This window comes from Enterococcus sp. DIV1298c, from assembly GCF_017316315.1.
Classification (GTDB): Bacteria; Bacillota; Bacilli; order Lactobacillales; family Enterococcaceae; genus Enterococcus_B; species Enterococcus_B mangumiae.
The window spans coordinates 48876-70806 of record NZ_JAFLWG010000002.1; the positions used below are offsets into that span (position 1 = coordinate 48876).

Genomic DNA, 21931 nt, shown 5'->3' on the forward strand with positions numbered 1-21931 from the left:
GTGTTCGGAACCGTTACTGGATTTTAATAAAGGAGCATTCTCATGTCAGAAACTTATTATGCAGCGATAAACTGGAATGAAATTGAAGATATCATCGATAAATCGACTTGGGAGAAATTAACCGAGCAATTTTGGTTAGATACACGTATCCCTTTGTCAAATGACTTAGACGACTGGCGTACGCTTTCTCAATTAGAAAAAGATACAGTCGGTCACGTATTTGGTGGGCTGACTTTACTTGATACAGTCCAATCAGAAAGCGGCATGGATCAATTGCGTAAAGATGTCCGCACGCCTCATGAAGAAGCAGTATTGAACAATATCCAATTTATGGAGTCTGTCCATGCGAAAAGTTACTCTTCGATCTTTAGTACATTGAATACAAAAAAAGAAATCGAAGAAATCTTTGAGTGGACGAATACGAATCCTTATCTACAGAAAAAAGCAGAGCGTATCAATGAGATCTATAAAAACGGTACGCCTTTAGAGAAAAAAATCGCGAGTGTCTTTTTAGAAACTTTCTTATTTTACTCAGGATTCTATACCCCACTTTATTATTTAGGGAATAATAAATTAGCCAACGTAGCAGAGATCATCAAGTTGATCATTCGTGATGAATCTGTCCATGGCACATATATTGGGTACAAATTCCAATTAGGATATAACGAATTACCTGAGGAAGAACAAGAAACATTAAAAGATTGGATGTACAATCTTTTATATGAATTATACGAAAATGAAGAGCGCTATACGGAAGAACTGTATGACCCAATCGGTTGGACAGAAGAAGTGAAAACTTTCTTACGCTATAATGCGAACAAAGCATTGATGAATTTAGGAATGGACCCACTATTTCCTGATACAGCAAACGATGTCAACCCAATCGTTATGAACGGGATCTCTACTGGAACAAGCAACCATGATTTCTTCTCACAAGTCGGAAATGGCTACCTATTAGGTAATGTCGAAGCGATGAAAGATGAAGATTACTTGATTGGTTTAGACTAAACAAAAAAGAGCTTGGATATAAAATCCTCGCTCTTTTTTTGTTTCTTTTTCTTTAACTGACAAACGTAGTTCTTCTTATTTATTATCCAAATAAAGATGTGCTGGGTAAGTCATATATTGAACAGGTGCCAATTGATCGATCGTGACATAACCTGCGGCAGAGTTGATCACCGTTGGTATGCGGTTGATCAACGTTGCACACGTATGTTTTGGTGTATCTGGTTTTGTTACTTCAAATTGCATACTTGGTGTTCCTTCGATCGACCAAGTACATAGATCGCCTTCGCCTGCTTGATACACTTTTCCAGTACAACCGACTTCAACGATTGGTCCTTGGATCGTTTCAACAGTCGCCACAGCAGACATCCCGATCGCTTCGCCTGCTTTGATCGTACGTTCCATTGTTTTCGATGGAATATCTTTATCTAAAACAATTGGGACATTCTTTTGAGAAATGCGTTTGATCGACCAATTCATTTTCGAACAGATTGCTTCTGCCGTCATCCAAGAATAAGAAGGTAAATCTGTTGCGTTCGCAATTTCTTTTGCAAATTTCTCTTGATCATAGCCCACCCCATGGGCTTCAGCTAACGCTTTACCATAGTGTTCGACATCATAACTAACTTCACCACTGATTTTTTGTACATCATTCATTCCAGCAGCCATCAACGCTGGGAACAATACCCAGTAAATATCTTGCATTCCTGTACCTGAAATTGTGACGTTGTTGGCTTTTGCGATTTTATCTAGATGGTTAGTTTCTGCAACAGAAGTCGTCCAAGGATACAAGGCTTCTTCGCTAATCGTTAAAACATTGACGCCATAGGTTAAAGGAATCTCTAAACTTGGCATGAAGTCTTTGATATAACTAGCAATCGTTACTAAAGCGACATCTGCATCACAATTTTGAAATACTTCGTGGGGATCGTTAGAGATTTTCACTCCTAAAGCTTGGTCATATCCTAAATATAGCCCTAGATCCTGACCGATTGCTTCGGGGCGATTGTCAACCGCTCCAACGATTTCAATTCCTTTTGCCATGGCATATTTGATAATCTCTTTCGACATTTTTCCACAGCCGACTTGTACCATACGAATCTTTTTGTGCATTTCATTTCCCTCACATTTCTTTAAAATCTTTAAATTAATTCACGAACATCAGCAACTGTTCGCTCAAACACTTCGCCTACTTCAAGGCAGGTCAATTTCCCGTCTAGTGTGCTGATACCCGGTATCAGTTCTGGATAGGTTTGGATCACGTCAGTCAGTGATTGAGAGGCTAGTCCTTTGATATATCTCATCGTGACATTCGTCAAAGCAAGCGTAGATGTTTGTGGCACTAATCCTGGCATATTTGCTACAGAGTAATGGATCACGCCATGTTTGACGAAAGTTGGTTCTTCATGAGTGGTTGGATAGCTTGTTTCAAAACAGCCGCCCTGGTCAATTGCAATATCAACCAAGACTGTTCCTTCTTTCATCTGCTTCACTAATTGTTCTGTGATAAGATGTGGTGCTTTTTTACCTGGCAATAAAACTGAACCAATCACGATATCGCTCGTTAACGCCATTTTTTCAATATTCGCTGGGCTTGAATAGAGGGTTTTAACTTGTCCGTTGAACATTTCAGATAGTTCACGTAAGCGATCGACATTGATATCTAAGATCGTCACATCTGCCCCTAATCCGTGCAAGTAATGCGCCGCACTCACACCAGCGATCCCACCGCCTAAAATGGCTGCTTGAATCGGTGAAACGCCGGTTACACCTGAAATCAATTTCCCACTTTGCTTCGCTAATATCTCAGCACCTAATAGACCACCTAAACGACCAGCGACTTCACTCATTGGTGCGAGTAATGGGAATGCTCCGTTTTTCGTTACCATTTCATACGCAATCGCGGTTGTCCCAGACTTGATCAATGCTTCAGTCAATTCAAGATTTGCGGCTAGATGCAAGTACGTAAATAAAATCAAATCTTTTCTAAAGTATTGATATTCTGATGTTAGTGGTTCTTTGACCTTGACGACGATTTCTGCCGACCAGACTGTTTGTGGATTCGCTTTGATTTGAGCGCCAGCTTCGCGGTATTGTTCATCTGTAAAGCCTGAGCCTTCCCCTGCACGTTCTTCCACATAAACGATATGACCTGCTGTTACTAACTCTTTGACTCCTGCAGGTGTTAAACCTACACGTTTCTCTGAATTTTTGATTTCTTTTGGTACGCCAATGATTGTCATATTGATCCTCCTTTAAATTATTGTTGCTTTTGCCACTCCTCAAATCCCATATGGATCGCATCAAATAGTTGATCTGCGTTTTCTTTTGAGAATGTCAACGATGGTGAAATGATAATCGTTTGTAATTCATCACGTAGCAAGACACCTGCATTAATAGCATAATCAGCAACGGCTTGTACATTCTTTGATGTTTGTTCCACATCATATTTCCCTGTATTCTCAAAATCGATGGCGATCATCAAGCCTTTTCCACGCACATCACTGATACAGTCGTATTTTCCTTCAAGTGCTTTTAGACGTTCCAATAAATAAGCACCGACTTCACGTGCATTCATAACTAAATTTTCTTCTTCAACGATCCGCAAAGCTTCTAATGCAGCCACGCAGCCTAGTGGATGTCCACCATACGTATGACCATGGATGATAACATTTGCTCCGTTAGTTGCTGATTCGATGCCTTCAACGATTCGCTTGTTGAACACAGCCGCTCCTAATGGGACATAACCGGAAGACAAGCCTTTTGCTAAAATCATGGCATCTGGCTTGATACCCCAGCCGCGACTTCCGAATAGATGACCCGAACGGCCAAATCCTGTCACCACTTCATCTGCAATCAATAAAATATCATGGTTGTCACAGACCTCACGTAAAGCTGGCCAGTAAGAACTTGGTGGAACGATGATGCCTCCAGCACCTTGGATCGGTTCAGCAATAAATGCAGCAATATTATCTGCGCCAACTTGCTCGATCGTATCAACTAATTCAGCGATACATAATTTTGTCAATTCTTCTGGATCTTGGCAATTCCATTTGTTTTTCTTCAAATGCGGGGAAGAAACACGTACACAATCTTGTAGACCAGGACCGATAAATTCCCGGTAGATCGGGTTGCCTCCTACCGATGTTCCACCATAATGCATCCCATGATAGGCTTTTTCCAAGGAAAGAAAGACTTTCTTATTTGGTTTACCCACCGCTTGCCAGTATTGTCTTGTGATTTTCAAAGCAGTATCTACTGAATCACTTCCTCCAGAAGTAAAGAATACTTTCGCCATCTCTTCTTCTTGCGTCATTTGGATGATTTTTTCTGCCAAGTCATATGCCTTTGGATGGGCAATATTCGTAAACAATTGATAATAAGATAATTTTTCCATTTGCTCAGAAATCGCTCGGTTCATTTCAGGGCGATTATGACCAACGTTCATACACCATAATCCACCAACGCCATCAAGTAATTTTCTTCCCGTATCATCATAGATAAAATTTCCGTCTCCACGTTCGATAACGATCGTTTCCTCTTCACTTGCTCTTGTATCAGTCATAGGATGCCAAAAATACTTTTTCTTTCGATTGTTCATAATAATCTCTCCTTTTTAGTCTTTCATGTTTACAAGTTAAGACTAAAGGGTAGAACAACTCTAAGGTCAATCTTTTTTTGATATTTTTTTAAAAACGTTTACATTCAAAAGAAGAAAAAAAAGTACTTATATAGAAGAAAAAATACTTTTGTAATTTTATTTATAAATCGTATTGACCTTAGAACCATTCTACCCTCTAGCATGTGGTTGAGGGGGATTGGTAAACATGCACAGCCATTGTAAATAAACTAATTAAAACATTCACAAAATCGAGGAGGAAAAATTAAATGTCACTATCAGAAACATTAAGCAATGTCATTAACATGGAAATCATCAGTGCGATCACTTCCACACTGTTTATCATATTACTAGGGTATTTTTTAAGAAAGCGTGAGGTTTTCTCATCAGATGTCGGGAAGACCTTATCGAAAGTTGTCTTAACTGTCGCTATCCCTGCACTAGCTTTCAATTCGTTTATGCAGGATTTAAATGATGAAGTATTGAATCAAGGAATCAACATTTTGATACTTGGGATATTAGTCCACGTTTTCTTGATTTTTCTAAGTAAATTCTTCTTTTTCAGATATGCACCAAATAAAGAAGATACGTTGCGCGTACTCTCTATTTTCGGATCGACAACGTTTTTCGGGATTCCTGTCGTGGGCGCTGTCTTTGGTGCAGAAGGAATTTTATATGCATCGATATTTAATATCGGCTACCGCATCTTCTTATACTCTTATGCTTATCTAAAAATGAGCGGATTGAAGATGGCACGCAAGAATATTCGAGAAATGATTTTGAATCCCATCGTGTTGGCTACTTTTATCGGGTTATTTATTTGGCTCTTCCAAGATAGCTTACCACAGATTGCTCAGTCTAGCTCTGAATCTGTTGCCTTTTTAAGAATAGATCAGACGTTACCGTGGTTATTTAAACCTTTGACGTTCCTTTCTAGTCTAGCTTCTCCACTTGCTTGGTTGGCAATCGGGATCACATTAGGCGATCTGCCATTCGGAAAAACCCTCAGCAGTCAAACCTCTTGGTACTATTCATTCATCAAAGTCGTTGTTTTCCCACTTGTGATTTTACTTTCACTCTTATTGCTCAACGCAATGAATATTTTACCGGTAAATTCGGTTGGTTTGAGTACGATGATCATTATGATGGCTACACCTGCCGCAACAGTTGCAGTCGCTTATGCGATCAACTTTGAGAAAGAAGCTGTTCTTGCTTCAAATGCCTCGTTGCTTTCGACACTCTTCTCAATCGTCTTGATCCCCATCTGGATCATTGTCTTAAACTTGATTGGAAATTAAAGCACATTATATAATTAATTGAACGAAAGGAAATTTTACTATGAAAAATTTAAACGTTGTATGTTATGGTGTTCGCCCTGCTGAAAGATCCCTCTTTCAGCAGTTGAACGTTCACGGATTCAACTTGAAACTAGTAGAAGATTTATTAAATGAGACAAACTACACCGAAGCAAAAGGCATGGATGCCGTCATCGTTCGAGGAAATTGTTTAGCAAATCGCATAAATATCGAACGCTTTGCCCAATTTGGCATCAAGTTCTTACTCACACGTACAGTTGGGACAAATCACGTGGATGTAATGGCAGCGAAAGAACACGGAATGCAAGTAGCATATGTGCCATTCTATTCACCAAACGCAATTGCTGAATTATCTGTTACTTTAGCGATGATGCTTTTACGCAGAACGACCCACACTACCAATAAAACAGCTTCTTATAATTTTACGATCGATCGCTTTATGTTCAGTAAAGAAGTCCGAAATTGTACAGTTGGGATCATTGGTGTTGGCAACATCGGTTTAACAGAAGCAAAACTTTTTAAAGGTTTAGGCGCAACGGTGATCGGCAACGACCTGTATCCAAGTGAAGAAGCAAAAGCATTCATCGAATTTAAGTCGCTTGATGAATTACTGGCAGAAAGTGATATCGTCAGTATCCATATCCCTTACATCCCCGGTAAAAATGAACGCTTCATTAATAAGCAGTTCATCGACAAAATGAAGGATGATGCGATTTTGATCAATACTGCTAGAGGGGAATTACAGGATAATCAAGCAATCCTTGATGCGTTGACGAGCAAAAAATTATCTGGATTTGGCACAGATGTCTTGCCTAATGAAGCGCTGATTTTCAACAAAAATTTTGATGAAGATCCATTATTGATCGATGCAACAGCTAAAGCGCTGATCGATATGTATCCGCGAGTGATCGTTACACCACATATCGGTTCTAATACTGATGAAGCAGTATCTAATATGGTCGAAACAAGTTTTGACAATCTTTATAAAATGTTCAATCAATTGGACTGTGCCAACACACTGTCCGTTTAGACTGGAATGTCTATAGCAAAGAACTAGCTACCCTGAAGTTCTGTAAGAATTATCCAGCTCGGATAAATAAGCGTGAAAACCAAAAATCATTCAAATTTTTGGGCTTTCGCGCTTATTTTTGGAGGTATGAGCTAACTAATGTCATCACCTCTTTTCTTTATCGATGTGTGAGAGAATAAAGCAAGATCCCCAAAAATTTGAAGAACGATTTCTGGGGATCCTGCCTTATTATTCAAAGTTAAACATTTTTGTCAATCTCAATTGATTTTTTTACTCTGTTTTTTCTCCTTTTGCTGTCAATGCAATGGAGTCATACATATGAGTAGTTGGTTCATTGATCAAAGTTGCCAGGTATTTTCCTACGGTTTTGCGACTAATTTCACCAATAAAGCTCATGCCATTGCGATTCTCGATGCGAATATCTTCAATGATCTCTTTATCGGTTAGCCAATTGGGGCGGATAATGGTAAAATCTAGATTGCTGTTCTCAAGCAGATCTGCTGCAATACGTTGATCACCTAGGTAAGTGTCGGGATCGCGATAATCACCTAACTCTGAAATAGCTTCTTCATCATTGAAGTCAACTTCACCGTAAATCCCAAGTGTTGCCATCCAATACACACGTTTGATCTTATTCTGATTCATCGCTTCGATCACATTTTTAGCTAAAGGCACCATATTATATGGGCCCAAACAAGAATAGACGATATCAATGCCTTTCATTGCATGGACTAAATCTTCTAGATTCATCGCATCACCAATGATGCTTCTCTCTTTATCAAATACTTTATCCGGATTTCTCAAGAATAAAGTCAAGTTCACATTCGGATCATTTTTTAAAAACTCATAGCTATATTTAGCAATTGGTGCCGATGCACCAAGAATCAATACGTTCTTTTTCAATTTATTCCACCTCTAATTTAATTTTTTAACTTGTACAACGGTCCTCCTTTGGTAAGATGAGTTAAGTGTAAGGCTTAGAACGACTCTAACCGCAAGTATTTATTCGAATTTTTTATTATAATGAGTATTATTCTCAAAAAAGCAGTTATTCCAGAAAGGATTTTATCTATATGAAAAATACGCAAAAAATCAAAAAACTATTGACCGCCTCCACCATCGCTGGGACGATTTATGGTCTCTTGGCGCTACTCACCGGTTTGATGGTCAATTACAACGTCCTCTTGCTTGATGGGGTCTACACGATGGTCGGTGCATTGATGTCCCTGATTGCTTTATATATTGCTAAGTTTATCCAGACACAAGATTTTGAACGCTTTCCTTTTGGTAAGGAATCTCTGATGCCTTTAGTTGTTTTTATCCAATACAGTGTCATCTTATTGATTTCTTCTTATGGTCTGATTGAGTCTTTTTTCAGTTTGATTTATGCAGACACTTACGTTGATCTATCGATTGGCTTGCCCTTTTCCTTATTTGGGATGTTCTTTAGTTTTGCTTTTTATGTTTATTTGAAAAAAAATCCAATCAACCATTCCTTTTATAAAGTGGAATTGGAACAATGGCGCTTCGGGTTTCTGTTTAGTTTAGGGGTAGTGGTTTCCATCATTGTCTCCGGACTACTCGCAAAAACATCTTATATTGCAATCGCACAACTGATCGACCCTGTGATCTCCATTGGCATTACCATTTTTTATATTTATCTTTCAGTCACTGAAATCAAAAATGCAACATTAGAGCTTACTTATGCACCGCCGAAGTATGAGTTACGCGAAAAAATACTAGTATTAGTTGATAAGATATTGAAAGACATTCAGATTGAAACGTCAGTTTTACGAATCGCAAAAGTAGGCGATCAAGTCATTCTTGAATTGGATATCGTGATTTTGCCCGATAGTGCGATGGACAGTATCCGTGCGCAAGATCGTCTACGAGAAGAACTCAATCAGAAAGTAACAGAAGGGTTTTCTGAGTATTCTTTATGGCTGAATATCAACTTTATCGGTGACCTCAAGTGGGCATAAGATAAAAACTTCTTTATGAAAAAAAAGAAACTCCTCCAATCAGAAAAAAAATTGGGGAGCTTCTTTTTTTATTGATCTACGTGTCACTGTGACCTAGAAAGATTGATTTATTTAACAATCATCTCTTTACTTTCAAATTGACCGAAGTCGATGGTGAATGTGTTGGTTTGACGATCATAGACAACTCCGTCACTCATCGAAACGACGTCAGTAAAGTCATTTGGTAAGCTAAGGGTAACTGCTTCCGTTTGTTGCGTTGGATTAGCAATCGTATAAACCGTTTGTTCTGCCTTCGTTTGTTTCAACAAAGAAATTGGTTTATTCGTTTTGATCCCGGCAATTTCTCCTCCCTGCTCTTGCCAAAAATTGATGCCTAAATAACCAGCTGTTTGAACTTCTACCGCTTGGATCTCTTTGGTGTTTTGTAAAATAGCAATCGGTTGTTTTGCTACGTAAGCTTCTAAGTCCGCTTGAGTTGTTCCTGGCAACATCACGTAAGCATAATCTGCCTCTTTTGGTTGCTGTCCATGGTTGATTGAAAACGTACGATATTCACCAGTATATCGCGTGTCACTAGGAAATGCTTCATTGATTTCTCGATACGTTCCGGTACGTGTTTCGCTGATCACATCCACTGTTTCTTTTTGTGGGAAATAATAGCCGATCGATGCGTGTTGCTGGTCTGATTCTAGCAGCAGCCAAGATGTCTCCGTCGTTTGTTGTGACTGTTCGATCATTCCTTTATCCGAAAGTACTTGATAGGAGTATGAGTCATTTAGTAAACGATTATCGACGATTGTTTCGATTGAAGCAGTTGTGTCTCCCGTGATACCAGCTCCTAAGGCAATGATTTGCCCATCCAATGTAAACCATGACTTCTTCCCTTGGACATTCATCGGTAAGAGCGTGCCGTTATTCTTTGTTCCTGCTTTATTAAGCGCCATACCGACCACGCCTTGATTTTCAGCCGCTGCACCGCCTACCCAGGTTTCATTTGAGGTCACTGTCGTAAATGCTGACACTTCATCTGCTAAAGGAACTGTATCAATTGTCGTACCAGGCAAACGATAAGGATCGACTGTCGGCCAATAACTTGGACCGAATTGGACTTGGTCATCATTATAAAGATAAACCATTCCATCTGAAGTATGCCAACCACGTTGATTTTCCAGATTCCCTGCTTCAAATGAAGAGATCCGCTTCGAATACATACTTAATCCTAGATGATAATTCTTTGTACGTTGGACAAAGCGATCCATGGCATGATACATCTTCGTTCCGATAAATGGCAATTGATCACCCATGATCGTTGCATTATCCAATAGTTCCGTCGTCATCATCAAATCATTGTAATCTCTCGTATTCGTTAAATAATAGTCTGGATTACCTAACATCCAATATTTCACTGCTTCTCTTAATGCTTTTTGCTGGGTTTCAGGCGCAAATCTCGCCACGATCAACAAATTGTACATCGTAGTAGAACCGTACCCATTTTTTGTCGCAGATGCCGCACGGGAAATCGAGCGACCATTTACTAAAGGCAACATTTCACCTTGATACACTAAAGGGATAAATGCAGCTTGTACGTTATCAACAAAAGATTTCACCTGATCTGCTGCTAAAGTGTAGCGTGATTCTTTGACGATCGATAAAATCTGTCCTACGCCTTTGACTAATACATTCCCATAAGAACCTGTATAAGGGATCGTTTCATGTTGAATAAATGAACCATCTTGATAAAATCCATCGCCATGTGTTACTAGTTTGAAGACATCAGTAATACTTGCAACTGCTTGTGTGACTTTCGCTGGATCATTTTGTAAAAGTCCGAGTCCTAAAACTGTCTGTGCCAAATCCGTTCGATTCGCACCTGTAGTTGAAAAGTTAGGAATAAAATCCAGTGCTACAAAGTTTTCTTGAGGCTTCGTGTAGAGTTGTTTGAACGGATCTGGTACATACTTACTCAATATACTTGTATACTGTTGAAGCTTTTCTGCTGGTACTTCTTCATCCAGAACCATCAAAATCGATACAAATTTTTGAGCGACACCGATCTGCCAGTCCCACCAATTCCCATGATATTTTGTGCCGTCATAGCCTTTTTTCGAAATCATAAAATCGATCCCTGCTTGGATCGCTTCACTGATGGTCTTATCTTGATAAAAACTTGTGCCTTTCGTTCCGTATGCTAATGCCAATTTTTGAAGTTTTGTAAATTGTGTCGTTAAATCTGCCGAAGCGGTATTCCCAGATTCTAACGGCCATAAATAGGTGCGTTCCGCTTCTTTGTTCATGGTATTATAAAGTTTTTCTGCTTCAGTTGATAAAGTGCTTACATAATTAGCAATCGCTGGATTCGATAGATCAGTCGTTGTTGACACGAGTTGCTCTTTCCAGTTTGCTTTCATTGTTTGGAATTCTTCTGTTGGCTCTTCCACTTGTAGGCTGTTGACTTCTCCGCTACGCATAGAATAGATCGTTAATTTGCTTTCATTTCCAAATAAACGAATCCCTGAATACCCTGACCAATCCCCATTGATCGTTGTCCCATCAGGATAAACGACTTCTTGGGCTTCATAGAGTAAACGATCATTCAAATATGCTCGGATCGAGGTTCCTTCATATCTAAGCAGCAACTTATAGATCTGTCCAGAAATCAGTGTCGGACCTTTGATCGATGTCACCCATTTCCCACCAGGCTGTCCCAACTGCCATTCACCCTCACGCATATAGGCGAAAGATTGCCAGTTCGATGTTGCTTGGTGATCGCCACGAAAGACTAGGCCAAAATTGGTTTGTCCTTCATATAAAAATGTGTATTCTAAATCGCCTGAATTGCGAACACCAGCATCTAATAACAGCGAGACGGACTCAAATTGTTGATTGATTTTCTGATTTGCGATCTGCAATCCATTCCCATTGGCATGTTTCTCTGCTTTGCCAACGATATCTTGCCAATTGCCTAATTGCTGTGAAAAATTTGATTCATAGCTTGCTGATTTCACATTTTTTTGTACTTCAGTTTGTATTCCTTCTGCACTTACTTGTTGATTGTTCCCCAACCCGATACCAATTAATAAACTACACCCTAATGTAACTGCTAATTTAGCTGACCAACTCTTCATTTTTCTCTCCTTTTTGGTTATTAAGTATACTTTTGAAGCAAAAAAGATCTGCAAGAAAGGAGCATTCTTATTACGAACGATTCTTTCTTGCAGATCTGATTACGACCTTACGAGTACTTCATTCATTTTTTACAGATCGTTTAAGCTAAAATTCCAGCTGCGCTTAATGCAATCGAAAGAATCAAAATGATCCAGATCACACGTGTAGAGTTCAATTTCTTCTGCCCTAACATCCAGTAAGTCAATAAGACTAATAAAACTGGTACTAATGAAGGTAAGATGGCATCTAGTGTATCTTGAACAACCAACTCTACGCCGTTTTGTTTGTAAACGAAAGGAACCGTTGCTTTGATGACAGAAGGAATCAACGCACCAATAACAGTGATCCCTAAAACAGTTGCGGCATTCGTGAATGCAGTTAGTTTATTTTTTAATGTCGTAACTAATTTTACTCCTTGTTTATACCCAAGTGGCAATAACGCTGCTCGACCAAAGAGTAAAGCAATATTTGCGATGATCCAAATCACACAGCCAACGACTGATCCGCTTTGAGCCAACGTACCAGCAATCGAACCAAAAATCGTTCCCCAAATGACGTGGAATAATGAATCGCCTACCCCTGCGAGTGAACCCATCAACGCTGTTTTCAACGCCACGATCGTATCTTTTGCTTTGTATCCATCCTCTTCTTCGATCGCCACGTCGATCCCCATGATCAAGTTCCCGAAAATCGCATTCGTATTGAAAAATTGATTGTGGGTATTCATCATATCTTGTAACTGTGATTTGTCGTCGCCATAGAATTTTTTCAAGACAGGTAAGATCCCGTATAGGTACCCTGTACTCATCATACGTTCATAGTTCCAGTTCAATTGGCTTCCTAGGATATAACGCCAACTGATAACATTCAATTCTTTTTTCGTTAACTTTTGATTACTCATCGCCATCAAAACCTCCTTCAAGTGTTCCAGTCGTTGCTACTGTTTGAGCAACTGCTTCTTTTTCGTTATCACGTTTGAATACTAACATTGCGGCAATGACACCGATGATCGAAATACCAAGCATTGGTACTTGTAAATAAGCGGATAAGAAGAAACCTAAAAGCAAATATGGAATATACTGTTTCGCTGGTAAATAATGCAATAGGATAGCTACCCCGACAACTGGTAGTACGCCACCTGCTGTACGTAATCCGTTCATCAACCATTCAGGTGTATTTTCGGTGATCGTTGATACTGCCGCATCACCGACTAATAACATCAACAAGATTGGAATCGCTCGAGAAAGCCCCCATAGGAATGAGCCAGATAATACTAAACGTGGAATGCTATTGATCCGCATATCTTCAATCGCACGATCCACACGATGGAGTAAAAAGACATTACAGAAACGCGCAACGACATCCAGTTGTAGCATTAGTAGCGATACTGGTACTGCCAGACCGATACCGTATTCGGCACCTTTGCCAGAAATCACAGCAAAAACCGTTCCTAAGACAGCACCTGTAAAGAAGTCAGGTACAGAAGCGCCACCAAAAGCCGCGATCCCTAACCGCATCAATTGAAGGGTTCCCCCTACCATCAATCCAGTTTCTAAATCTCCCATGATCATACCGGCGATCATTCCCGCAATTGCTGGTTGTGTCAACGTATTTGAAATAAGTGAATCATTGATTGCAATAAAAGCATAAACTGTAATAAGAATAATTTGATACATGGCTAAATGTTGCATGATTATTTCCTCCTAAATCACTTTCTTAGTTTTTCCATAAAATCGACGACTGGATCATTTGGCACTAATTGAGCAGTCACTTTTACATCTTTGGCGGCGATTGCTTCAAACACTGCCTCTTCTTCTTTCATAACTTTGATGCTTTTCGTGATTTCTCTTGCTCCTTCTTTATGACTCATGTTTCCTACGTTGATTGCTGCTAGCTCGCCCCCCGCTTCTAAGTACCGTAAAACATCTGTCGGGTTTTTAAAAAGTAGAAAAATACGTTGTTTTCCATATTTGCCCGATTGAACGTTTTTTGCTGCTGCAGCGATCGTTAACACGGATAGGCGCATAGATGTAGGCGCTGCCATTCTTAATGAAGATTTTTGCAACGAATCCATTGCTGCCTCATCATTGATCACGATGATCCGTTGTGTATTCAAACTCGTAGACCAAATCCCTGCCACTTGACCATGGATCAAGCGTTCATCGATCCGCACATTGACAATATTCGCTTTGCCTTTAAATTCTTTGTATTGATCCAAGTCTTCCTCTGCCGCTTTTGTTTCTTCCGACTCAGTTGCGATCATCTTATTTTTGACATCAACGATACCGCCGCGTGCCAAGTCGATCAACGCTTCCGAAGTGGCTTGTGGATTAAGCGTCGCTTCCATAACTAAAGGTAACGACATCCCCGCAATGATCGTCACTTCTTCATCCTCTAAATAATGTCTCAGTGCAGTGTTACATGGGGTGCCACCTAATAGATCCGCAATAATCAAGGTCGATCCGTTAAGGGCTTTCATTTTCTCTGTTAATTCAGCTTCAAATTGTAAATTATCGCCATCTGGTCTTAAAGAAAGCGTATGGACATGTTCTTGCACGCCTACGATCATCTCTAAACTGGCTTTGACTCCTTCGGCCATGCTGCCATGACTGACCAATAAGATATTTCTCATCTCTCTTCCCCCTTAAATAAACATCTCAGCTACTTAACATGTTAGCTATTGATTACGTACACTATATCACATATCAACTGAAACGTAAACCTAACATCTTAACATATTATATTTTTTTCTTAGAAAATTTTGTTCGAGAATAAATACGTTGCCACAAACAAGTTAACATGTTATGGTATGATTAATTGGATACCGCTAAAAAAGGAGGTTTTATTTGGTGATTCCTAAATATGAACAAATTAAGCAAGAATTATTAGCAGAAATCAAAAACCATTTATTTGTTCCTGGAGATAAGTTCTACTCAGAAGCAGATATCAAGAAAAAATATTCTGTCAGCTCGATCACCGCCGTAAAAGCATTGAACGAACTAACAACAGCTGGCTATCTCTATCGTGTGCAAGGAAAAGGGACCTTTGTGTCAAAATCAAAAGTCTCTCAATCCGTCAAATTCTCTGATATCGAATTACACTCATTAGATAAAGAAAAGGTGAATGTCGTTTCAATCGAAGAAGCGCAGGAACCTGAAATCTTAGAGGAACTAGGATTACCTAAAAACGGTTCTTATTATCGCATCAAACGAGTACGGTATTTTGATGATATCCCTTTCCTTGTGCATATCACTCATCTGCCAAAACGTTTGGTCAAGGAACCTATCAATAAAGACTTAGCTCATTACTCAAGCATTTATGAAAGGGTGAGAAAAGATTTCGGCATCGATCTCTTCTCGCTTTCTTCTGTCGAAACAAATGAGATCGTCTTTCCCGATGATCCTGAGTTATTGAATCTATTGAAATTGAGCTTTCGCGAACCAGTCGTCAAACAAGTCAAGCATTCTTACCTTGCTGACCGCAGCGTAGCCGAATATATCATTAGCTACAAACACTGGAAATATTTCAAAACAAAAATCGAAGTAGAAGCAGAATAATCAAGGCTAAGCCTTGGTCCTCTTGTTTCCTCTAGACTTAAATAGATAATGGACTATCACTGTTTTTTTAACAACACTAGAAGGAATCAACGAAATCGTTCTTAGAGCTTTTTCGTCGATTCCTTCTTACTCTTTTTATACTATAAAATTCATCTCTTTTAAAAATTATTAGTTATTTATATGGTAAGTTTTATGTTTTTTTCATTTTGCCATTCGCTTTTTCTGATTATTTAGGTTATACTAGTTTAAAGTTAATATGTTAACAAATTAAGAGGAGTGGTATGATGGGACTACAACAAACAAAAGATTCCCTTATTTCCCTAAGTAAGTCTATCGACGACACCTGGCTATCGAATCAAATCGATTGGTGTTGCCAAAAAATCGAACATAATATGACTCGCTACGGACTCGATTTCCCGTCGGCTTGTGCAACAAATGGTATCTATCGGATCAAACCTAACGATGACTGGACGAATGGCTTTTGGACAGGCATGCTGTGGTTAGCTTATGAATGGACGGGCAAGGAAAAATTCCTTGTGCGCGCAATGGAAAACATCCATAGTTTTAAAGATCGTTTAACGACACATCACGTATTAGATCATCACGATATCGGATTCTTATATAGTTTATCTGCTGGCGCAGGGTACCGTTTAACCGACAGCTTATTATGCAAGGAAGAACTACTGCAAGCCGCAGACGTTTTACTGGCACGATTTCAAGAAAAAGGGCAGTTCATTCAAGCTTGGGGTGCCTACGGTGATCCGAAAGAATATCGTTTGATCATTGATTCATTGATCAACTTGCCTTTATTATTCCAAGCTTCTGAAATCTCAGGGAACGATCTTTATCGTGAAACAGCTAAGAAACATTACGAAACAGTATTGCGCACAGTGGTCAGAGAAAACGCAACAACTTTCCACACGTATTATTTTGACCCTTTAACTGGCAACCCTACTCACGGCGCTACACATCAAGGAAATAGCGATAACTCGATTTGGGCTCGTGGACAAAGCTGGGCTGTACTTGGTATCCCTTTAAATGAAAGTTACTTGAAATCTTCGGCTCTTCCTGCGAACTACGAAGCAATCGTCGATGTCTTTTTAACTCATTTGCCAAATGATCTTGTTCCTTATTGGGATTTTGATTTCAATGATGAGCAGCCTTCTGACAAAGACAGTTCCTCTTTAGCGATCACCGCCTGCGGCTTATTGGAAGCCGCAAAAATGGAAGCGTATCCTCACGCGGAAGCACTAGCCAAAGGCATGGTCTATCAATTAGGCGAACACTACACCTCACAGTCAGAACCTGATAATGAAGGCTTATTACTACATGGCGTCTATGCGCATGCAGAAGGAAAAGGAATCGATGAACCAAATCTTTGGGGCGATTATTTCTATTTAGAAGCCTTGATGCGTTTAGCAAAACCTTCGTGGAAAAAATATTGGTAAGGAGAACCCAACATGCAAACTTTTGAAATAAAAGAAGACTTTCTTTTAGATGGTCAGCCAATCAAATTGATCAGTGGCGCGATTCACTATTTCCGTCTCCCCCGCTCACAATGGGAAGATAGCTTGTATAACTTGAAAGCTTTAGGAGCAAACACCGTCGAAACCTACGTTCCTTGGAATATTCATGAGCCAAAAGAAGGACAATTCGACTTCGAAGGAATGAACGATTTTACTGTTTTTGTTGAACTAGCTCAACAACTCGGCTTGATGGTCATTTTACGCCCTTCTGTATATATTTGTGCAGAATGGGAATTTGGTGGCCTACCCGCTTGGTTATTAAAGGAACCCGGAATCCGTTTACGTTCGACTGATGAACGATTCATGGCAAAAGTCAAAAATTACTATGATGTGTTACTACCGAAGATCGTTCCTCTACAAATCACACACGGTGGACCTGTCATCATGTTCCAAATCGAAAATGAATATGGTTCGTACGGAATGGAAAAAGCGTATCTTCGTGAAACGAAAAAACTACTGGAAAATGCAGGGATCAATGTTCCGCTATTTACTTCCGATGGCGCTTGGAACGAAGTATTGGACGCTGGAACTTTGATTGAAGATGATGTGTTCGTCACTGGTAATTTTGGTAGTCATTCAAAGGAGAACAGTGCGGTATTACAAGCATTTTTTGATAAACATGAAAAAAAATGGCCATTGATGTGTATGGAATATTGGGATGGTTGGTTCAACCGTTGGGGTGAGCCGATCATCAAGCGAGAAGCGCAGGATCTAGCTAATGAAGTCAAAGATATGTTGGAAGTCGGTTCATTGAATCTGTATATGTTCCATGGAGGTACCAATTTTGGTTTTAATAATGGCTGTTCCGCTCGTGGAAATACCGATTTGCCACAATTGACTAGCTACGACTACGATGCGTTACTCACTGAAGCTGGTGAGCCTACAGAAAAATATTATGCTGTCCAAAAAGCAATCAAAGAAGTTTGCCCAGACGTTTGGCAATCAGAGCCACGAAAAAAAAGATTAGATTCTCTTGGAAGTTATCCAGTGGATGCAAGTGTTTCATTATTCAAAACAAAAGAACAATTAACAAAACCTGTACCTGCTGCCTATCCTTTAACGATGGAGCAAGTCAGTAATGGGTACGGCTACGTCTTATATTCCTTAGCACTGAAAAACTATCACCATGAAAATAAAGTTCGGATCATCGAAGCAAGTGATCGAGTTTCTGTTTATGTGGACGAAACCTATCAATTGACACAAGACCAAACAACGATCGGTGAAGAGTTCATGATCCAAGGAAAGACAGAAAACGAAGAAATCCAATTAGATGTCTTAGTAGAAAATCATGGAAGAGTCAATTATGGCTCAAAATTGAATAATCCGACCCAAACCAAAGGGATCCGTGGTGGAATCATGCAAGATATCCATTTCCATCAAGGGTATCTTCACTATCCTTTACCACTAACAGCCGACCAACTTCAGTTGATCGACTATCAAGCTGGTAAAAATCCGGCTCATCCTTCGTTTTACCAAGTAACATTTGACGTAAAAGAGCCTGTGGATACGTATATTGATTGTTCCGCCTATGGTAAAGGAGTAGTTTTTGTTAACGGGATCAATCTTGGTCGCTATTGGAACCGCGGACCGATCTATTCGCTTTATTGTCCAAAAGATTTTCTTAATCAAGGAAAAAATGAAGTAGTGATTTTCGAAACAGAAGGCGTTGAGATCCACTCATTGGATTTTCTGGCAGAACCGAAAGTTGAACAAAGCGATAAATAAAGAAAAGCAAAAAAGACGAGGATCATCATCCTAACCATTGGATGATCCTCGTCTTTTTTTACTATCAGTTACTCATGTTCTAATTCAATTTTCTTCGGTTGCTCTTCTTCTGGCACTTGTTCGAATTTACGTAATAAGTAAATCTTACGGATATTCAATACTAGCGTTTTGATTACCGCATACACAGGGATACAAATCAACATTCCCATGATTCCAGCAACACTTCCAGCACCGATCAATACCAAGATGATCGTGAGCGGATGGATGTTCATCGTTTTTCCAAATAGTAACGGTTTGATCACATTCCCATCCAATTGTTGGATCACGAGAATAGACAGTGCCATATAAAGTGCTTGGAATGGTGAAACAAACAAACCGACAATAATGGCTGGTACTGCGCCGATAAAAGGGCCAACATACGGAATGATATTCGTGATCCCGCAAATAACTGCCAACAGCAAACTATAAGGTTGCTTAAAGATCGTCATCGCAATAAAACTCATGACGCCAATGATCACCGCATCAACGATCGTACTGCTGATATAAGCGGACAATGTCTCATTCAACTCTCTCACCGTTTGCCGCAACTCTCCTCGTATTGCTTGTGGAAAGAACGGGGATAACGCATCAATGAATTTATGTCCATCTTTGAACATAAATAACAAAATAAACGGTACGGTAAACAACAAAATGAAAAATTGCATCATAAAGGAAAAGATTCTTGAAACACTACCTGTCAGACTAACTAACAGAATATTGAACAAGTTACTTAACGATAAATTTGCAGAAGCAAACTGTTCTTCCAGATTCAATGAGCGAAATTCTTCTCGTTGCATGATATCAGTCAACCAACGACTGGTTTCATCAGCATATGCAGGGATGCTCCTAGTCAATTGCACCGCTTGATCTGCCAACTGTGGTAAGACGTTCATGATTGTCAAAAAGACGACCACTAATAAAACGATCAACGTCAAGATATAGCCCAACACTCGAGGAACTCGATGTTTTTCTAAAAACAAGACAACTGGATTAAACATGTAATAAAAAAATCCAGCAATAATCAATGGCATGATGATTGCAGATGCCATTCTTAGTATAGGGTGAAACACATTTGGCATACGTAAAATAAAGAAAACGCCAATAATCGTTAAGACTAATTCCACTGTCCAAAACAATAATTTTGACTCTTTGAACCTTGAATACATAGATATCCTCCAAATTTCATTCTTACAGATACTTCTATTTTATCATTTATCCATCGATAAAGCGCTATTTTTCCATTAATTTCTTGTTATTTAAAAAAAGTGATTACTCACTTTGTCAGACTAACCAGATGTAATTTGGTGATATTTTTATAGGTGGATAATTCCTCGATCACTTCTGCATAAGTCAAACCTTTTGGTAAATCGATCGTATAAACATTTTTATAAATACGGTAATCATCAATAAATTTTACATCAAAATTGACATCCTCGATCGTAATGTTTCTTTTCTCAAAGTATTCATTCAAAAAATCCTTTGTTTCTTTTCGATGAATAAATTGGATGACTAATTTTTTTGTTGTTGGTACGTGGATGATTCGTTTCACCACAGTCAACGCAAAGACGATGCCCACAAAACTAATGAGTGCGATCGCATAAAAGCCCATGCCAATCGCGATCCCCAAGCCTGCAATTGCCCAAAGAGACGCTGCAGTCGTTAAGCCGGTCACTGATTGTTTCGTGACAATGATCGTACCTGCTCCTAAAAAGCCGACGCCACTAACAACTTGTGCGATCAGACGTGCTTCATCTGAACGGAGGGTCCCTACTAATTCAGGATACTCTAACGCATTTCTCAACGCACCACTGGCAATTTCAACTTGGATCAACGCAATGATACAAGCACCCATACAAACTAAAATATGTGTACGCATCCCTGCTGGTCGATTTTTATATTGTCGTTCAAAACCAATTGCTCCGCCAAACAGCAATGCAATACTTAATCGTATAATAATTTCTGGTATCGATAAAACCATATCTTCCATAACTATCCCCTCCCCTTATCAAATATAGCACGAGTAAAAAAAACAAACAAAATATAACTATTTGTTTATTGATCAAATAAAAAAACAGCCACTGTGGCGAATCATCTGATTTGTATCAGATGATTCCCAGTGACTGCTGTCTTTTTTTATAATTTGCTTGCTGCTTCTTCGTCAATAATGACTACGACATCTGCATGATTTTGCAAAGCACTTGCCGGCATCTCTGTTGTAACCGGTCCGTTGATCATCCCTTTGATCGCTTCTGCTTTATTTTCTCCATACGCCATCAAGACGATTTTTTTGCTGTTTAAAATTGAACCAATCCCCATAGAAACGGCTTTTGTTGGTACATCTTCTACTTTGTCAAAGAATCGTTTGTTCGCATTGATCGTTGATTCTGTTAAATCGACAACGCTTGTTTTTCCATCAAATGGCGCGCCAGGTTCATTAAACCCGATGTGGCCGTTTTGACCGATTCCTAAGATTTGGATATCGATTGGATGTTCTTCAATGATTCGATCGTATGATTGGCAAGCCTCAACTAAATCAGCTGCTTTTCCATCAGGTACAAACGTTTCTTTGAATGGCTTTTTGTCGAATAATTCAACATTCATAAAATGGCGGTAGCTTTGATCATCTGATCCGCCTAATCCTACATATTCATCCAAGTTAACAGAAGTCATGTTACTGAAATCCATGTCGCTTGAAGTCATTTCTTTATATAAAGTGATTGGCGTGCTTCCTGTTGCTAAACCTAGAACTTTCGCACCATTTTCCATTCCATTTTTAATTATCTCAAAAGCTTTTTTTCCGCCTTCTTCAGCATTTTTCACACGAATGATTTCCATAACGATTACTCCTTTTATTTTGGTATAGCCCAATTATAGCATCTTTATTTCAAAATGACAATATCTGTATAGACCAAATAGAGAAAAAATATTTATTACACGAGTAATTAGCATTATTTCCCTTACTATAAT

General features: G+C 39.2%; 18 protein-coding genes. 7 read left to right on the forward strand and 11 right to left on the reverse strand.

Features of this window, described 5'->3' with window-relative positions; translation table 11 throughout:
- Nucleotides 1-42 precede the first annotated feature (42 nt).
- Nucleotides 43-1008 carry a class 1b ribonucleoside-diphosphate reductase subunit beta gene (nrdF, locus tag JZO83_RS00395; protein ID WP_010734316.1) on the forward strand — a complete coding sequence of 322 codons (966 nt, stop codon included), beginning with the start codon at nucleotides 43-45 and terminating at the stop codon, nucleotides 1006-1008.
- A gap of 75 nt (nucleotides 1009-1083) precedes the next feature.
- Here nrdF and JZO83_RS00400 read toward each other — a convergent pair whose 3' ends face one another.
- The 3 genes from JZO83_RS00400 to JZO83_RS00410 are packed head-to-tail and all read right to left on the reverse strand — an operon-like array spanning nucleotide 1084 to nucleotide 4606.
- Nucleotides 1084-2118, reverse strand: a complete 1035-nt coding sequence (locus tag JZO83_RS00400) for a dihydrodipicolinate reductase (protein ID WP_207114719.1) — start codon at nucleotides 2116-2118, stop codon at nucleotides 1084-1086.
- 29 nt (nucleotides 2119-2147) lie between these two features.
- Nucleotides 2148-3248, reverse strand: coding sequence for an alanine dehydrogenase (ald, locus tag JZO83_RS00405; protein WP_207114720.1), 1101 nt, complete (start codon nucleotides 3246-3248; stop codon nucleotides 2148-2150).
- Between the two features lie 17 nt (nucleotides 3249-3265).
- Complete coding sequence (locus tag JZO83_RS00410) at nucleotides 3266-4606, reverse strand: aminotransferase class III-fold pyridoxal phosphate-dependent enzyme (protein WP_207114721.1); 1341 nt, start codon at nucleotides 4604-4606, stop codon at nucleotides 3266-3268.
- Nucleotides 4607-4893: 287 nt separating this feature from the next.
- Between JZO83_RS00410 and JZO83_RS00415 the strand changes: the two genes are divergently transcribed.
- Entirely contained in the window at nucleotides 4894-5922 is a 1029-nt protein-coding gene (locus JZO83_RS00415) for an AEC family transporter (protein ID WP_206856477.1), read from the forward strand.
- Between the two features lie 40 nt (nucleotides 5923-5962).
- A complete protein-coding gene (locus JZO83_RS00420; protein WP_207114722.1) occupies nucleotides 5963-6970 on the forward strand; it encodes an NAD(P)-dependent oxidoreductase in 1008 nt (335 codons plus the stop codon).
- Between the two features lie 270 nt (nucleotides 6971-7240).
- Here the strand turns inward: JZO83_RS00420 and JZO83_RS00425 are convergent, their stop codons facing one another.
- Nucleotides 7241-7873, reverse strand: coding sequence for an NAD(P)H-binding protein (locus tag JZO83_RS00425; protein ID WP_206856481.1), 633 nt, complete (start codon nucleotides 7871-7873; stop codon nucleotides 7241-7243).
- A 170-nt stretch (nucleotides 7874-8043) separates the two neighbouring features.
- On the opposite strand from JZO83_RS00425, the gene JZO83_RS00430 reads away from it, so the two are divergent.
- A complete protein-coding gene (locus JZO83_RS00430; protein ID WP_206856484.1) occupies nucleotides 8044-8952 on the forward strand; it encodes a cation transporter in 909 nt (302 codons plus the stop codon).
- 107 nt (nucleotides 8953-9059) lie between these two features.
- Here the strand turns inward: JZO83_RS00430 and JZO83_RS00435 are convergent, their stop codons facing one another.
- The 4 genes from JZO83_RS00435 to JZO83_RS00450 all read right to left on the reverse strand — a co-directional run bounded on the left by JZO83_RS00435 (nucleotide 9060) and on the right by JZO83_RS00450 (nucleotide 14749).
- On the reverse strand, nucleotides 9060-12077 hold the full coding sequence (locus JZO83_RS00435) for a polysaccharide lyase 8 family protein (protein ID WP_207114723.1): 3018 nt from the start codon (nucleotides 12075-12077) through the stop codon (nucleotides 9060-9062).
- A 140-nt stretch (nucleotides 12078-12217) separates the two neighbouring features.
- The gene (locus JZO83_RS00440) at nucleotides 12218-13018 is read right to left on the reverse strand and encodes a PTS system mannose/fructose/sorbose family transporter subunit IID (protein ID WP_206856494.1); all 801 of its coding nucleotides are present in this window, start codon (nucleotides 13016-13018) and stop codon (nucleotides 12218-12220) included.
- Nucleotides 13011-13808 (reverse strand): PTS sugar transporter subunit IIC, encoded by a 798-nt coding sequence (locus tag JZO83_RS00445; RefSeq protein ID WP_207114724.1) that lies wholly within the window; start codon nucleotides 13806-13808, stop codon nucleotides 13011-13013. Before JZO83_RS00445 ends, JZO83_RS00440 begins: the two co-directional genes overlap by 8 nt.
- A gap of 17 nt (nucleotides 13809-13825) precedes the next feature.
- Complete coding sequence (locus tag JZO83_RS00450; RefSeq protein ID WP_207114725.1) at nucleotides 13826-14749, reverse strand: PTS mannose/fructose/sorbose transporter subunit IIAB; 924 nt, start codon at nucleotides 14747-14749, stop codon at nucleotides 13826-13828.
- 217 nt (nucleotides 14750-14966) lie between these two features.
- Here JZO83_RS00450 and JZO83_RS00455 point away from each other — a divergent pair, with 217 nt between their 5' ends.
- The 3 genes from JZO83_RS00455 (at nucleotide 14967) to JZO83_RS00465 (ending at nucleotide 18925) form a co-directional block, all read left to right on the forward strand.
- Entirely contained in the window at nucleotides 14967-15674 is a 708-nt protein-coding gene (locus tag JZO83_RS00455; RefSeq protein ID WP_206856501.1) for a GntR family transcriptional regulator, read from the forward strand.
- A gap of 284 nt (nucleotides 15675-15958) precedes the next feature.
- The gene (locus JZO83_RS00460; RefSeq protein ID WP_207114726.1) at nucleotides 15959-17122 is read left to right on the forward strand and encodes a glycoside hydrolase family 88 protein; all 1164 of its coding nucleotides are present in this window, start codon (nucleotides 15959-15961) and stop codon (nucleotides 17120-17122) included.
- Between the two features lie 12 nt (nucleotides 17123-17134).
- Nucleotides 17135-18925, forward strand: coding sequence for a beta-galactosidase family protein (locus tag JZO83_RS00465; protein WP_207114727.1), 1791 nt, complete (start codon nucleotides 17135-17137; stop codon nucleotides 18923-18925).
- Nucleotides 18926-18993: 68 nt separating this feature from the next.
- Here JZO83_RS00465 and JZO83_RS00470 read toward each other — a convergent pair whose 3' ends face one another.
- From JZO83_RS00470 to nagB, 3 genes are all read right to left on the reverse strand, one after another.
- Nucleotides 18994-20130, reverse strand: a complete 1137-nt coding sequence (locus JZO83_RS00470; protein WP_207114728.1) for an AI-2E family transporter — start codon at nucleotides 20128-20130, stop codon at nucleotides 18994-18996.
- A 107-nt stretch (nucleotides 20131-20237) separates the two neighbouring features.
- On the reverse strand, nucleotides 20238-20951 hold the full coding sequence (locus JZO83_RS00475) for an MgtC/SapB family protein (protein ID WP_206854823.1): 714 nt from the start codon (nucleotides 20949-20951) through the stop codon (nucleotides 20238-20240).
- A gap of 146 nt (nucleotides 20952-21097) precedes the next feature.
- Complete coding sequence (nagB, locus tag JZO83_RS00480; protein ID WP_206854826.1) at nucleotides 21098-21799, reverse strand: glucosamine-6-phosphate deaminase; 702 nt, start codon at nucleotides 21797-21799, stop codon at nucleotides 21098-21100.
- Nucleotides 21800-21931: the final 132 nt, after the last annotated feature.